General features: G+C 67.0%; 21 protein-coding genes. All 21 read right to left on the minus strand.

What is annotated here, in order from left to right; all coding sequences use genetic code 11:
* Window positions 1-19: 19 nt before the first annotated feature.
* The 21 genes from rplR to rpsL all read right to left on the minus strand — a co-directional run bounded on the left by rplR (window position 20) and on the right by rpsL (window position 13,060).
* On the minus strand, window positions 20-391 hold the full coding sequence (rplR, locus tag LJB74_RS07270; protein ID WP_259307904.1) for a 50S ribosomal protein L18: 372 nt from the start codon (window positions 389-391) through the stop codon (window positions 20-22).
* Between the two features lie 2 nt (window positions 392-393).
* Window positions 394-933, minus strand: a complete 540-nt coding sequence (gene rplF, locus LJB74_RS07275) for a 50S ribosomal protein L6 (protein WP_259307905.1) — start codon at window positions 931-933, stop codon at window positions 394-396.
* 24 nt (window positions 934-957) lie between these two features.
* Window positions 958-1,350, minus strand: coding sequence for a 30S ribosomal protein S8 (rpsH, locus tag LJB74_RS07280; protein WP_259307906.1), 393 nt, complete (start codon window positions 1,348-1,350; stop codon window positions 958-960).
* A gap of 118 nt (window positions 1,351-1,468) precedes the next feature.
* Window positions 1,469-2,059 carry a 50S ribosomal protein L5 gene (gene rplE / locus LJB74_RS07285; protein WP_259307907.1) on the minus strand — a complete coding sequence of 197 codons (591 nt, stop codon included), beginning with the start codon at window positions 2,057-2,059 and terminating at the stop codon, window positions 1,469-1,471.
* Window positions 2,059-2,400: a 50S ribosomal protein L24 gene (gene rplX / locus LJB74_RS07290; protein ID WP_259307908.1), complete on the minus strand. Its 342-nt coding sequence runs from the start codon at window positions 2,398-2,400 to the stop codon at window positions 2,059-2,061. The genes rplE and rplX overlap by 1 nt, the downstream gene beginning before the upstream one ends.
* A 2-nt stretch (window positions 2,401-2,402) precedes the next feature.
* On the minus strand, window positions 2,403-2,771 hold the full coding sequence (gene rplN, locus LJB74_RS07295; RefSeq protein ID WP_259307909.1) for a 50S ribosomal protein L14: 369 nt from the start codon (window positions 2,769-2,771) through the stop codon (window positions 2,403-2,405).
* A 132-nt stretch (window positions 2,772-2,903) separates the two neighbouring features.
* Window positions 2,904-3,221, minus strand: a complete 318-nt coding sequence (gene rpsQ / locus LJB74_RS07300) for a 30S ribosomal protein S17 (RefSeq protein WP_259307910.1) — start codon at window positions 3,219-3,221, stop codon at window positions 2,904-2,906.
* Window positions 3,222-3,228: 7 nt separating this feature from the next.
* Window positions 3,229-3,468 (minus strand): 50S ribosomal protein L29, encoded by a 240-nt coding sequence (gene rpmC / locus LJB74_RS07305; RefSeq protein WP_310650829.1) that lies wholly within the window; start codon window positions 3,466-3,468, stop codon window positions 3,229-3,231.
* A complete protein-coding gene (gene rplP / locus LJB74_RS07310) occupies window positions 3,468-3,887 on the minus strand; it encodes a 50S ribosomal protein L16 (protein ID WP_259307911.1) in 420 nt (139 codons plus the stop codon). Before rplP ends, rpmC begins: the two co-directional genes overlap by 1 nt.
* 3 nt (window positions 3,888-3,890) lie before the next feature.
* The gene (rpsC, locus tag LJB74_RS07315; RefSeq protein WP_259307912.1) at window positions 3,891-4,715 is read right to left on the minus strand and encodes a 30S ribosomal protein S3; all 825 of its coding nucleotides are present in this window, start codon (window positions 4,713-4,715) and stop codon (window positions 3,891-3,893) included.
* The gene (gene rplV / locus LJB74_RS07320) at window positions 4,715-5,116 is read right to left on the minus strand and encodes a 50S ribosomal protein L22 (RefSeq protein WP_259307913.1); all 402 of its coding nucleotides are present in this window, start codon (window positions 5,114-5,116) and stop codon (window positions 4,715-4,717) included. The genes rpsC and rplV overlap by 1 nt, the downstream gene beginning before the upstream one ends.
* A 69-nt stretch (window positions 5,117-5,185) precedes the next feature.
* Window positions 5,186-5,467: a 30S ribosomal protein S19 gene (gene rpsS, locus LJB74_RS07325; RefSeq protein ID WP_259307914.1), complete on the minus strand. Its 282-nt coding sequence runs from the start codon at window positions 5,465-5,467 to the stop codon at window positions 5,186-5,188.
* Window positions 5,468-5,482: 15 nt separating this feature from the next.
* Window positions 5,483-6,322, minus strand: coding sequence for a 50S ribosomal protein L2 (rplB, locus tag LJB74_RS07330; RefSeq protein ID WP_259307915.1), 840 nt, complete (start codon window positions 6,320-6,322; stop codon window positions 5,483-5,485).
* A gap of 31 nt (window positions 6,323-6,353) precedes the next feature.
* Window positions 6,354-6,656: a 50S ribosomal protein L23 gene (gene rplW, locus LJB74_RS07335; protein ID WP_259307916.1), complete on the minus strand. Its 303-nt coding sequence runs from the start codon at window positions 6,654-6,656 to the stop codon at window positions 6,354-6,356.
* Window positions 6,653-7,345: a 50S ribosomal protein L4 gene (gene rplD / locus LJB74_RS07340; protein WP_259307917.1), complete on the minus strand. Its 693-nt coding sequence runs from the start codon at window positions 7,343-7,345 to the stop codon at window positions 6,653-6,655. Before rplD ends, rplW begins: the two co-directional genes overlap by 4 nt.
* Before the next feature lies 1 nt (window position 7,346).
* On the minus strand, window positions 7,347-8,006 hold the full coding sequence (gene rplC / locus LJB74_RS07345; RefSeq protein ID WP_259307918.1) for a 50S ribosomal protein L3: 660 nt from the start codon (window positions 8,004-8,006) through the stop codon (window positions 7,347-7,349).
* 19 nt (window positions 8,007-8,025) lie between these two features.
* Window positions 8,026-8,334 carry a 30S ribosomal protein S10 gene (gene rpsJ, locus LJB74_RS07350; protein ID WP_012867945.1) on the minus strand — a complete coding sequence of 103 codons (309 nt, stop codon included), beginning with the start codon at window positions 8,332-8,334 and terminating at the stop codon, window positions 8,026-8,028.
* Window positions 8,335-8,718: 384 nt separating this feature from the next.
* Window positions 8,719-9,909, minus strand: a complete 1,191-nt coding sequence (gene tuf, locus LJB74_RS07355) for an elongation factor Tu (protein ID WP_259307919.1) — start codon at window positions 9,907-9,909, stop codon at window positions 8,719-8,721.
* A 128-nt stretch (window positions 9,910-10,037) separates the two neighbouring features.
* Entirely contained in the window at window positions 10,038-12,140 is a 2,103-nt protein-coding gene (gene fusA / locus LJB74_RS07360) for an elongation factor G (protein WP_259307920.1), read from the minus strand.
* 75 nt (window positions 12,141-12,215) lie between these two features.
* Window positions 12,216-12,686, minus strand: coding sequence for a 30S ribosomal protein S7 (gene rpsG / locus LJB74_RS07365; RefSeq protein WP_259307921.1), 471 nt, complete (start codon window positions 12,684-12,686; stop codon window positions 12,216-12,218).
* A complete protein-coding gene (gene rpsL / locus LJB74_RS07370) occupies window positions 12,686-13,060 on the minus strand; it encodes a 30S ribosomal protein S12 (RefSeq protein ID WP_259307922.1) in 375 nt (124 codons plus the stop codon). The genes rpsG and rpsL overlap by 1 nt, the downstream gene beginning before the upstream one ends.
* Between the last annotated feature and the right edge of the window lie 94 nt (window positions 13,061-13,154).

The raw sequence follows: 13,154 nt of genomic DNA on the forward strand, positions 1-13,154 counted from the left end.
GACGTGGGTCGGTTCGCGGTCACAGGGCAAGACCGCCTTCACGGGCGCCCTCGGCCACAGCTGCCACCCGGCCGTGGTACTTGTTGCCGCCGCGGTCGAAGACCACCGCGTCGATGCCGGCGGCCTTCGCGCGCTCGGCGATCAGCTCGCCGACCTTGCGTGCCTTCGCGGTCTTGTCGCCCTCGACGGCCCGCAGGCCACTCTCGAGCGTGGAGGCGTAGACCAGTGTGCGGCCGACGGTGTCGTCGACGACCTGAGCCGACATGTGGCGCGACGAGCGCGACACCACCAGACGCGGACGGACCGGAGTCCCCGAGACCTTCTTGCGCAGTCGCAGGTGACGCCGCGTACGGGCGATCGCCTTGCCCTTGCCCTTGATCGTGATAGCCACGGTTACTTACCAGCCTTTCCGACCTTGCGGCGGACCAGCTCGCCGGCGTATCGCACGCCCTTGCCCTTGTAGGGCTCCGGCTTGCGGATCTTGCGGATGTTCGCGGCGACCTCGCCGACCTGCTGCTTGTCGATGCCGCTGACGGAGAACCTGGTCGGGCTCTCGACAGCGAACGTGATGCCGGCCGGCGGTGTGACGCTCACCGGGTGGCTGAACCCGAGCGCGAACTCGAGACCGTCACCCTTCGCGGCGACGCGGTAACCGGTGCCGACGATCTCGAGCTTCTTCTCGTAGCCGGTCGTCACACCCGTGATGATGTTCGCGAGAAGCGTCCGGGTGAGGCCGTGCAGCGAGCGCGACGCACGCTCGTCGTCGGGTCGGGTGACCGCGATGGCCCCCGACTCGTCGCGCGCCACCTGGATGGGCGCCGGGATCGAGTGCGACAGGGTTCCCTTGGGACCCGTCACCGTGACCTGGGCGCCGTCGATCGTGACCTCCACGCCGGTGGGAACCGGGACGGGGACTTTGCCGATACGGGACATGGCTGACTCCTTTCCGTCTCCGAGTTACCAGACGTAGGCGAGGACTTCCCCACCCACGCCCTTCTTGGCGGCCTGCTTGTCGGTGAGCAGCCCCGAGGACGTGGAGAGGATCGCCACGCCCAGGCCGCCGAGCACCTTCGGCAGGTTGGTCGACTTGGCGTACACGCGCAGGCCCGGCTTGGACACGCGGCGCACGCCCGCGAGCGAACGCTCGCGGTTCGGGCCGAACTTCAGGTCGATGGTGAGCGTCTTGCCCACCGTCGCGTCCTCGACCTTCCAGCCGGCGATGTAGCCCTCGGCCTGGAGGATCTCAGCAATGTGCGACTTCAGCTTCGAGAACGGCATGGACACCGTGTCGTGGTACGCCGAGTTCGCGTTGCGCAGACGCGTCAGCATGTCTGCGATCGGATCGGTCATCATTGGGCTTCAGCCCTTCCTCGCCGGGGTATCTTCGCGGGCCCGTGGACCCGGTCGAAGACCTGCGACGTAGTTCTTCAGGAGTGGTGGGGGGCGGTGCTGGAACGACTGGCCACGATCAGTTCTCCTTGAACGGGAACCCGAGGCGCTTGAGCAGCGACCGGCCCTCGTCGTCGGTGACCGCGGTGGTGACGACCGTGATGTCCATGCCGCGGACGCGGTCGATCTTGTCCTGGTCGATCTCGTGGAACATCGACTGCTCCGTGAGGCCGAACGTGTAGTTGCCGTTCCCGTCGAACTGCTTCGGGGACAGACCGCGGAAGTCGCGGATACGCGGCAGCGCCGTGCTCAGCAGGCGGTCCAGGAACTCCCACATGCGGTCGCCGCGGAGCGTCACGTGCGTGCCGATCGGCATGCCCTCGCGCAGCTTGAACTGGGCGATCGACTTCCGTGCCTTGGTCACCTGCGGCTTCTGCCCGGTGATCAGGGTCAGGTCGCGGATCGCGCCGTCGATGAGCTTGGAGTCCTTCGCCGCGTCGCCGACACCCATGTTCACCACGATCTTGGTGAGCCGGGCGACCTCGTTGACGTTCGCGTGCGAGAACTCCTCGCGGAGTGCCGCCACGATCTCGTCCTGGTACTTCGTCTTCAGACGCGGCTTGACCGGCACAGACGCCGGGGCCGTGGTCTCGGTGGTCTCAGCGCTCATCAGACGTCCTTACCGGAGCGCTTGGCGACGCGGACCCGCACAGTGCGGCTGCGTCCGTCGCGCTCGATCTGCTCGGTGCGGTACCCGACTCGGGTGCCCTTCTTCGTCTCCGGGTCCACCAGCATCACGTTGCTGATGTGGATCGGGGCCTCGACCGTCTCGATGCCGCCCGTCTGGGTGCCCCGCGCCGACTGCCCGGCCTTGACGTGCTTGGTCACGCGCTGGACACCCTCGACGACGACGCGCTGCGTCTGCGTGAGGACCTCCAGGACACGACCTTCGCGGCCCTTGTCCCGGCCCGAGATGACGACGACGAGGTCGCCCTTCTTGATCTTCGCCATGGTCAGAGCACCTCCGGTGCCAGCGAGATGATCTTCATGAACTTCTTGTCGCGAAGCTCGCGACCGACAGGACCGAAGATGCGGGTGCCGCGGGGCTCGCCGTCGTTCTTGAGGATGACCGCGGCGTTCTCGTCGAACTTGATGTAGGACCCGTCAGGACGCCGACGCTCCTTGGTGGTACGCACGACGACCGCCTTGACGACGTCGCCCTTCTTGACGTTGCCGCCGGGGATCGCATCCTTCACGGTGGCGACGATCACGTCGCCGATCCCGGCGTAGCGACGGCCCGAACCGCCGAGAACGCGGATGCAGAGAATCTCCTTGGCACCCGTGTTGTCGGCGACACGAAGTCGCGACTCCTGCTGAATCATCTGATGAACTCCTGTCGTCTGCCGGTTCTCGCGGCGCGAGCCTTGCCGAACGGGTAGCTGTCGTCTTGCACCCGGGACGACGGCTCAGCGGAGCTGGACCGTCGCACCCCGGGGACAACTGGGGGGTTGGGCTTACTTGGCGCGCTCGAGGATCTCCACGAGACGCCACCGCTTCGTCGCCGAGAGCGGTCGCGTCTCCATGATGAGGACGAGGTCCCCGACGCCGGCCGAATTGGCCTCGTCGTGCGCCTTGACCTTGCTCGTGCGCCGGATGACCTTGCCGTAGAGCGGGTGCTTGACCCGGTCCTCGACCTCGACCACCACGGTCTTGTCCATCTTGTCGCTGACGACGTAGCCACGCCGCGTCTTGCGGTGCGCCCGGTGCGAGGCGGCCTGCGTCTCGGCGGTCGCCTCGACGACAGCCTCGTTCTTCTCAGTCTTCGTGCTCATCGTGACCTCACTCGCTCGGGCTCGGGGCGGTACGGATGCCGAGCTCGCGCTCACGCAGGATCGTGTAGATCCGCGCGATGTCACGACGCACCGACTTCAGCCGGCCGTGGCTCTCGAGCTGACCGGTGGCCGACTGGAACCGGAGGTTGAACAGCTCCTCCTTGGCCTTCTTCAGCTCGCCCATGAGTCGCTCGTCGTCGAATGCGTCGAGCTCGGTGGGGGCCAGCTCCTTCGAACCGATAGCCATCAGTTGCCACCACCCTCGCGCACCAGGAAACGGGTCTTCATCGGAAGCTTGTGCTGCGCGCGACGCATGGCCTCGCGTGCGAGCGGCTCCGGGACGCCGGCCAGCTCGAACATGACACGGCCCGGCTTGACGTTGGCGATCCACCACTCGGGAGAACCCTTGCCGGAACCCATGCGGGTCTCGGCAGGCTTCTTGGTGAGCGGACGGTCCGGGTAGATGTTGATCCAGACCTTCCCGCCACGCTTGATGTGCCGGGTCATGGCGATACGAGCGGCCTCGATCTGGCGGTTGGTGACGTACGCCGGCTCGAGAGCCTGGATGCCGTACTCGCCGAACGAGATCGTCGTGCCACCGGTCGCGGCGCCGGAACGCCCGGGGTGGTGCTGCTTGCGGTGCTTCAGCCTGCGCGGGATCAGCATTGCTCAGGCCTCCGTTCCGGTCTCAGGGGTGGACGGTGCGGCTGCGGCCTCGGCGGGGGCCGCGGCAGCAGGAGCGTCGGAGCGCTCCGGACGACGTCCGCCGCCGGCGCCACCGCGTGCGGGGCGGTCGGCACGGGGTCCGCGGGGAGCGCGCGGCGCGGCAGTCGCCTGCTCGCGTGCGAACTCCTTCTCGGTCATGTCGCCCTTGTAGATCCAGACCTTGACGCCGATGCGTCCGAACGTGGTCCGGGCCTCGTAGAAGCCGTAGTCGATGTTCGCGCGGAGCGTGTGCAGGGGCACCCGACCCTCGCGGTAGAACTCGCTGCGGCTCATCTCCGCGCCACCGAGACGACCGGAGCACTGCACCCGGATCCCCTTGGCGCCGGCACGGAGCGCGGACTGCATGCCCTTGCGCATCGCGCGACGGAACGACACACGGCTCGCAAGCTGCTCCGCGATCCCCTGGGCGACGAGCTGAGAGTCGATCTCAGCGTTCTTCACCTCGAGGATGTTGAGCTGGACCTGCTTGCCCGTGAGCTTCTCGAGCTCGCCACGGATGCGGTCGGCCTCGGCGCCGCGGCGACCGATGACGATGCCCGGGCGCGCGGTGTGGATGTCGACGCGCACACGGTCACGCGTGCGCTCGATCTCCACCTTCGAGATGCCCGCGCGCTCGAGGCCGGTGCCCATGAGCTTGCGGATCTGCACGTCCTCGCGAATGTAGTCGCGGTAGCGCTGACCCGGCTTCGTCGAGTCCGCGAACCACCGCGACCGATGGTCGGTCGTGATGCCCAGGCGGTACCCGAGCGGGTTGACTTTCTGTCCCACTATCGGGCCCTTCCCTTCGTCCCGGCGGACACGGCCTTGGCCGTGGTCTTCTGCTCGCGCGGAGCGACCACCACGGTGATGTGGCTGGTCCGCTTGAGGATCTGGCTCGCCCGTCCCTGCGCACGCGGACGGAACCGCTTCAGGGTGGGGCCCTCGTCCACATAGGCCTCGGCGATCACGAGCTCACGCTCGTCGAACGCCACGCTCGCGCGCTCCGCCTTCACCCGTGCGTTGGCAACTGCGCTCTCGACGACCTTGCGCACGGTCTCAGCCGCTGCCTGGGGTGCGAACTGGAGCGTTGTCACGGCCTCGCCGGCCTGCTTGCCACGGATGAGGTCCACGACGCGCCGGGCCTTCTGGGGCGTGACGCGGACGAACCGCGCCTGCGCCTTGGCTTCCATTGCTGTCCTGCCTTCTTGTCTCGTCAGATCTGAAGTGCGATCACGTGGTCGTCTGCTGTGCCCGAGGGCTCAGCGACGACGACCCTTGCGGTCGTCCTTCTCGTGGCCGCGGAAGGTCCGCGTGGGGGCGAACTCGCCCAGCTTGTGCCCGACCATCGCCTCGGTGACGAAGACGGGAGTGTGCTTGCGGCCGTCGTGCACCGCGAACGTGTGGCCGAGGAACTCGGGCGTGATGACCGAGCGACGGGACCAGGTCTTGATGACGTTCTTGGTCCCCTTCTCGTTCTGCACGTCCACCTTCTTCATGAGGTGGGCGTCGACGAAGGGGCCCTTCTTCAGGCTGCGTGGCATCTGTCAGGCTCCTTATCAGCGCTTGTTCTTGCCGGTGCGCCGACGACGCACGATCAGCTTGTCGCTCGGCTTGTTGGGACGACGGGTCCGGCCCTCGGCCTGGCCCCACGGGCTGACCGGGTGGCGACCACCGGAGGTCTTGCCCTCACCACCACCGTGCGGGTGGTCGATCGGGTTCATCGCGACACCACGGACGGAGGGGCGCTTGCCCTTCCACCGCATGCGACCGGCCTTGCCCCAGTTGATGTTCGACTGCTCGGCGTTGCCGACCTCACCGACCGTTGCGCGGCAGCGGACGTCGACGTTCCGGATCTCGCCGGAGGGCATGCGCAGCTGCGCGTAGGGCCCCTCCTTCGCGACCAGCTGCACCGAGGCACCGGCTGAGCGTGCGATCTTCGCGCCGCCACCGGGCCGGAGCTCGATCGCGTGGATGACCGTACCGGTCGGGATGTTGCGGAGCGGCAGGCTGTTGCCGGGCTTGATGTCGGCGGCGGGGCCGTTCTCGATCACGTCGCCCTGCTTGAGCTTGTTCGGCGCGATGATGTAGCGCTTCTCGCCGTCGGCGTAGTGCAGCAGCGCGATGCGCGCCGTGCGGTTGGGGTCGTACTCGATGTGCGCGACCTTCGCCGGCACGCCGTCCTTGTCATGGCGACGGAAGTCGATGACACGGTACGCACGCTTGTGCCCACCACCCTGGTGACGGGTGGTCACGCGACCGGTGCTGTTGCGTCCACCGGTCTTGTGCAGCGGGCGAACCAGCGACTTCTCCGGCGTGGAGCGCGTGATCTCGACGAAGTCGGCGACGCTGGCGCCACGGCGGCCCGGAGTCGTCGGCTTGTACTTACGGATTCCCACGATCAGTCCTCAATCTGCTTATCGCGCCGGCTCAGCCGACGGGTCCGCCGAAGATGTCGATCGTTCCCTCGCGGAGGGTGACGATCGCACGCTTGGTGTCCTTGCGCTTGCCCAGCCCGAACTTCGTCCGCCGCGACTTGCCCTTGCGGTTGATCGTGTTCACCGAGGCGACCTTGACGGAGAAGATCTGCTCGATCGCGATCTTGATCTCCGTCTTGTTCGAGCGCGGGTCCACGACGAAGGTGTACTTGCCCTCGTCGAGCAGCCCGTAGCTCTTCTCCGAGACGACCGGCGCGAGCAGGATGTCCCGCGGGTTCTTTGCGACGGCGCTCACTTGCCGGCCTCCTCGATCTCGGACTCCGACGCGACTGCCTTCACAGACCGGCCGTTGACCGGGCCCGCGAGGAAGGCGTCGAGCGCCCCCTGGGTGAAGATGACGTCGTCGGAGATCAGGACGTCGTAGGTGTTGAGCTGGTCAGCGACCAGCAGGTGCACCCGCTCGACGTTCCGGAGCGACTTCCACGTGATCTCGTCCTGCCGCTCGACGACCACCAGGACGTTCTTGCGACCGGAGAGGTTGTCGAGGACGGCGATCGCCGACTTGGTCGACGGCGCGGCGCCCGGCGCGAAGCCGGAGACGACGTGCACACGACCGGCACGCGCGCGGTCCGAGAGAGCACCGCGGAGCGCCGCGGCCTTCATCTTCTTCGGGGTCCGCTGCGAGTAGTCACGCGGGGTCGGGCCGTGCACCACGCCACCACCGGCGAACTGCGGTGCGCGGGTCGAGCCCTGACGGGCGCGACCGGTGCCCTTCTGCTTGTACGGCTTGCGACCGCCACCGCTGACCTCGCCACGCGTCTTGGTCGACGCGGTGCCCTGGCGTGCCGCCGCGAGCTGCGCGACGACGACCTGGTGGATCAGCGGGACGTTCGTCTGGACGTCGAACACCTCGGCGGGGAGGTCGGTCGTGCCGGCCTTCTTCCCCGAGGCGTCGATGACGTCGACTGTCAGAGTGTCAGCCACGTCACGCCTCCTTCACTGCGGAACGCACGAGGACGACGCCGCCCTTGGGGCCCGGGACCGCGCCCTTGACGAGCAGCAGACCCTTCTCGACGTCGACCGCGTGAACGGTCAGGTTCTGGACGGTCTTGCGCGCGTTGCCCATGCGGCCCGCCATCCGCACACCCTTGAACACGCGCGACGGCGTCGATGCGCCACCGATCGAGCCGGGCTTGCGGTGGTTCCGGTGCGCACCGTGGGAAGCGCCGACGCCGTGGAAGCCGTGACGCTTCATCACACCCGCGGTGCCCTTGCCCTTGGTCGTGCCGGTGACGTCGACCGTGGCGCCGGCCTCGAAGGCCGCCGCCGTGATCTCCTGGCCGAGCGAGTACTCGGCGGAGTCGCTCGTGCGGATCTCGGCAACGTGACGGCGCGGGGTGACCCCGGCCTTCTCGAAGTGGCCCTTGAGCGGCTGAGTCACCTTGCGCGGGTCGATCGCGCCGTAGGCCAGCTGGACGGCGGCGTAGCCGTCCGTCTCGACAGCGCGGACCTGCGTCACGACGTTGGTGCCGACACGCACGACGGTGACCGGCACGAGACGACCGTTGTCGTCCCACACCTGGGTCATGCCGAGCTTGGTGCCGAGCAGCGCCGTGATCTGTCGCGCGTTCTGCTGGGTGGTCATGGTCTGTTCCTTCCCAGCGTCAGAGCTTGATCTCGATGTTCACGTCTGCCGGCAGGTCGAGCCGCATGAGCGAGTCGACGGCCTTGGGCGTGGGATCGATGATGTCGATGAGCCGCTTGTGGGTACGCATCTCGAAGTGCTCGCGGCTGTCCTTGTACTTGTGAGGCGACCGGATGACGCAGAAGACGTTCTTCTCCGTCGGCAGCGGCACCGGGCCCACGACCGTCGCACCAGCGCGTGTCACCGTGTCGACGATCTTGCGCGCCGAACTGTCGATGACCTCGTGGTCGTAGGACTTGAGCCGGATGCGGATCTTCTGTCCCGCCATGGCGTCGTCTACTTCTCTCTCTCGAACCGCTAGCTGTCCGACCCCCGCACTCGGGCGTGTCGCATCTTGCGACATACCCTCGCGCTGCACACCATGGTGGTGCGTGGTCGTTGGTTGCTGTGGGGGCGGCCCCGGCTGATCGCCAGACTCGCGCCCTCATCATGTGGCTGCCCGGAGCCGCATCCACGCCCGCGGCCCTACTGCTCTCGCAGCGGGCATCGATCGCGGGCGCATGTGCACCGGGCAACCTGAACAGTGTGCCAGATCGGCCGACCGAAGGCCAATCCGAGGTCGCCGTGCTACCGGCCCGCCCGATTCCTCCGGGCGGGCCGACAGCCGGACGTGCGGCAGGGCCCGGGCATCAGCCCGGGCCCTGCCTGGAGATCACTTGATGATCTTGGTGACCTTGCCCGAACCGACGGTCCGGCCGCCCTCGCGGATCGCGAAGCCGAGGCCCTCCTCCATGGCGATCGGCTGGATCAGCTCGACCGTCATCTCGGTGTTGTCACCCGGCATGACCATCTCGGTGCCCTCGGGCAGCGTGATGACGCCGGTGACGTCGGTGGTGCGGAAGTAGAACTGCGGGCGGTAGTTCGAGTAGAACGGGTTGTGACGCCCGCCCTCGTCCTTGGCCAGGATGTAGACCTGGGCCTCGAAGTCGGTGTGCGGCGTGATCGTGCCCGGCTTCGCGACGACCTGGCCGCGCTCGACCTCTTCGCGCTTGATGCCGCGGAGCAGGAGGCCACAGTTCTCGCCGGCCCACGCCTCGTCCATCTGCTTGTGGAACATCTCGATGCCGGTGACCGTGGTCTTCTGCACCGGGCGGATGCCGAGGATCTCGACCTCCGAGTTGATCGAGAGCTTCCCGCGGTCGACCTTGCCGGTCACGACGGTGCCACGACCCGTGATCGTGAAGACGTCCTCGATCGGCATGAGGAACGGCTTGTCCATGTCACGGACCGGCTCCGGGACGCTCTCGTCGACAGCGTCGAGGAGCTCCTGGACCGAGGCAACCCACTTCGGGTCACCCTCGAGGGCCTTGAGGCCGGAGACGCGCACGACCGGCGCGTTGTCCCCGTCGAAGCCCTGCGCCGAGAGCAGCTCCCGGACCTCCATCTCGACGAGCTCGAGGATCTCCTCGTCGTCGACCATGTCGGCCTTGTTGAGCGCCACGAGCAGGTACGGGACGCCGACCTGGCGGGCGAGCAGGACGTGCTCACGCGTCTGGGCCATCGGGCCGTCGGTCGCCGCGACCACGAGGATCGCACCGTCCATCTGCGCCGCACCGGTGATCATGTTCTTGATGTAGTCGGCGTGACCAGGAGCGTCGACGTGCGCGTAGTGGCGCTTCTCCGTCTGGTACTCGACGTGCGCGATGTTGATCGTGATACCGCGCTGCTTCTCCTCCGGCGCCTTGTCGATCTCGTCGAACGGCGTGAAGGGGTTCAGGTCGGGGAACTTGTCGTGCAGCACCTTCGAGATGGCCGCCGTCAGCGTCGTCTTGCCGTGGTCGACGTGACCGATGGTCCCGATGTTGACGTGCGGCTTGGTGCGCTCGAACTTCGCCTTGCCCACTGTGGGTCCTCCTCAGGACTCTGGTAGAGATTGCCGGACGATCGCAGGAGCCATGGTGGCTCCCTGAGCGGCGTTCGGTCCTACGGGTCGGTTGTGTTGTGTGGAACTACAGGTTGCGACCTGTGGGACTACTCGCCCCGGGTCTTCTTGATGATCTCGTCCGCAACGTTCCGAGGAACCTCGGCGTAGCTGTCGAACTGCATCGAGTACACCGCACGACCCTGGGTCTTCGACCGCAGGTCACCGACGTACCCGAACATCTCTGAGAGCGGCACCAAGGCGCTGATGACCTTGACGCCGGTGGCGTCCTCCATGGCCTGGATCATGCCGCGACGCGAGTTGATGTCGCCGATGACCTCACCCATGTACTCCTCCGGAGTACGCACCTCGATCGCCATGACCGGCTCGAGGAGGGCGGGGTCGGCCTTGCGGACGGCCTCCTTGAGGATCATCGAGCCGGCGATCTTGAACGCCATCTCCGAGGAGTCGACGTCGTGCGACGCGCCGTCGAGCAGGATCGCCCGCACGCCGACGAGCGGGTAGCCCGCCAGCACACCGAGCTGCATCGCGCTCTGCACACCCGCGTCGACCGACGGGATGTACTCGCGCGGGATGCGCCCACCGCTGACCTTGTTGACGAACTCGTAGATCTCGCCCTCGGAGGGGTCGAGCGGCTCGAAGCTCATCTGGACCTTGGCGTACTGGCCCGATCCACCGGTCTGCTTCTTGTGCGTGTAGTCGATCTTGTCGACCGCGCGGCGGATCGTCTCGCGGTAGGCCACCTGCGGCTTGCCGACGTTCGCGTCGACCTTGAACTCGCGCCGCATGCGCTCGACGAGGATGTCCAGGTGGAGCTCGCCCATGCCGGCGATCTCCGTCTGGCCGGTGTCCTCGTTGAGGCTGACCCGGAACGTCGGATCCTCCTCCGCGAGCTTCTGGATGGCCAGCGACAGCTTCTCCTGGTCGCCCTTGGTCTTCGGCTCGATCGCGACCGTGATGACGGGCTCGGGGAACGTCATCGACTCGAGGACCACCGGGTTCTGGATGTCGCAGAGCGTGTCGCCCGTGGTCACGTCCTTGAGCCCGATGAAGGCGTAGATGTGACCGGCGGTCGCGTCGTCGACCGGGTTCTCCTTGTTCGAGTGCATCTGGAACAGCTTGCCGATGCGCTCCTTCTTGCCCTTGGTCGAGTTCAGCACCTGCGCGCCGGACGCGACGTAGCCCGAGTACACCCGGACGTACGTGAGCTTGCCGAAGAACGGGTGAGCCGCAACCTTGAACGCAAGAGCCGAGAACGGCTCGCTCGAGTCCGGGTGGCGCTCGATCGTGTGCGTCTCGTCCTTCGGGTCCAGACCGATGATCGCCGGCACGTCGAGGGGCGACGGCAGGTAGTCGATCACGGCGTCGAGCATGGGCTGCACGCCCTTGTTCTTGAACGCCGAGCCGCAGAGGATCGGGTACGCGTCACCGGTGAGGACGAGCGCGCGGATGCCCTTCTTGATCTCCGCGATCGTCAGCTCCTCGCCGCCGAGGTACTTCTCGAGCAGCGCCTCGTCGGTCTCCGCGACGGCCTCGATGATCGCGGCGCGGTACTCCGCGGCCTGCTCCACCATGTCCGCCGGGATGTCCTCGATCTCGTAGTGCTCACCCAGCTGGGTCTCACCACGCCACACGAGGGCCTTCTGCTCGACCAGGTCCACGACGCCGATGAAGTCGTTCTCGGCGCCGATGGGGAGCTGGATCGGGAGCGGCTTCGCCTTCAGGCGGTCGACGATCGTCTTGACCGTGAAGTAGAAGTCGGCGCCCAGCTTGTCCATCTTGTTGACGAAGCAGATGCGCGGCACGTTGTATTTGTCGGCCTGACGCCACACGGTCTCCGACTGGGGCTCGACGCCTTCCTTGCCGTCGAAGACCGCGACGGCACCGTCGAGCACCCGAAGAGAGCGCTCGACCTCGACCGTGAAGTCCACGTGGCCCGGGGTGTCGATGATGTTGATCTGGTTGTTCTTCCAGTAGCAGGTCGTCGCGGCCGACGTGATCGTGATGCCGCGCTCCTGCTCCTGCTCCATCCAGTCCATCGTCGACGCACCGTCGTGCGTCTCACCGATCTTGTAGTTGACCCCGGTGTAGAACAGGATCCGCTCGGTGGTCGTCGTCTTGCCGGCATCGATGTGCGCCATGATGCCGATGTTGCGGACCTTGTTCAGGTCCGTCAGCACGTCAAGTGCCACGTGTCTTGCCCCTTGTCGGTTGGCTGTGGGTGTCGGTCGGGGAGCCAGTCCTGACTCCCCGACCGGCTGCCGGGATTACCAGCGGTAGTGCGCGAAGGCCTTGTTGGACTCGGCCATCTTGTGCATGTCCTCGCGACGCTTGACCGCGGCGCCCAGGCCGTTGCTCGCGTCGAGGATCTCGTTCATGAGGCGCTCGGTCATGGTCTTCTCGCGACGTGCCCGCGCGTAGTCCGTGAGCCACCGCAGGGCCAGCGTCGTCGACCGCACGGGACGGACCTCGACGGGGACCTGGTAGGTGGCGCCACCGACACGGCGCGACCGCACCTCGAGCGCGGGACGCACGTTCTCCAGCGCCCGCTTGAGGACGACGACCGGGTCACCGGAGGTCTTCTCGCGGACGCCCTCGAGGGCGCCGTAGACGATGGCCTCGGCGACGGACTTCTTGCCGTCGAGGAGGACCTTGTTGATCAGCTGCGTGACGACCGGGGACCCGTAGACGGGGTCGACGATCAGCGGCCGCTTCGGGGCCGGACCCTTGCGAGGCATCAGCGCTTCTCCTTCTTGGCTCCGTAGCGGCTGCGTGCCTGCTTGCGGTTCTTCACGCCCTGGGTGTCGAGGGCGCCACGCACGATCTTGTAGCGCACACCGGGGAGGTCCTTCACACGACCACCGCGCACGAGCACGATCGAGTGCTCCTGCAGGTTGTGACCGACACCGGGGATGTAGGCCGTCACCTCGATCTGGCTCGAGAGCTTGACGCGCGCGACCTTCCGGAGAGCCGAGTTCGGCTTCTTCGGGGTGGTCGTGTAGACGCGGGTGCACACACCGCGTCGCTGCGGGCTGCCCTTGAGGGCGGGCGTCTTCGACTTGTTGGTCTTCGCCTGCCGGCCCTTGCGGACCAGCTGCTGGATCGTAGGCACTACGTCTCCGTGTCTGTTCGAAGTTCTCTGGTCGACCGGGCCTTCTCTGCCCGCTCTTGATGGACAGGCCTTGCGGCCGGCCCGATGGCCTTGA

It is taken from the genome of Cellulomonas sp. P24 (genome assembly GCF_024704385.1).
GTDB lineage: Bacteria > Actinomycetota > Actinomycetes > Actinomycetales > Cellulomonadaceae > JAJDFX01.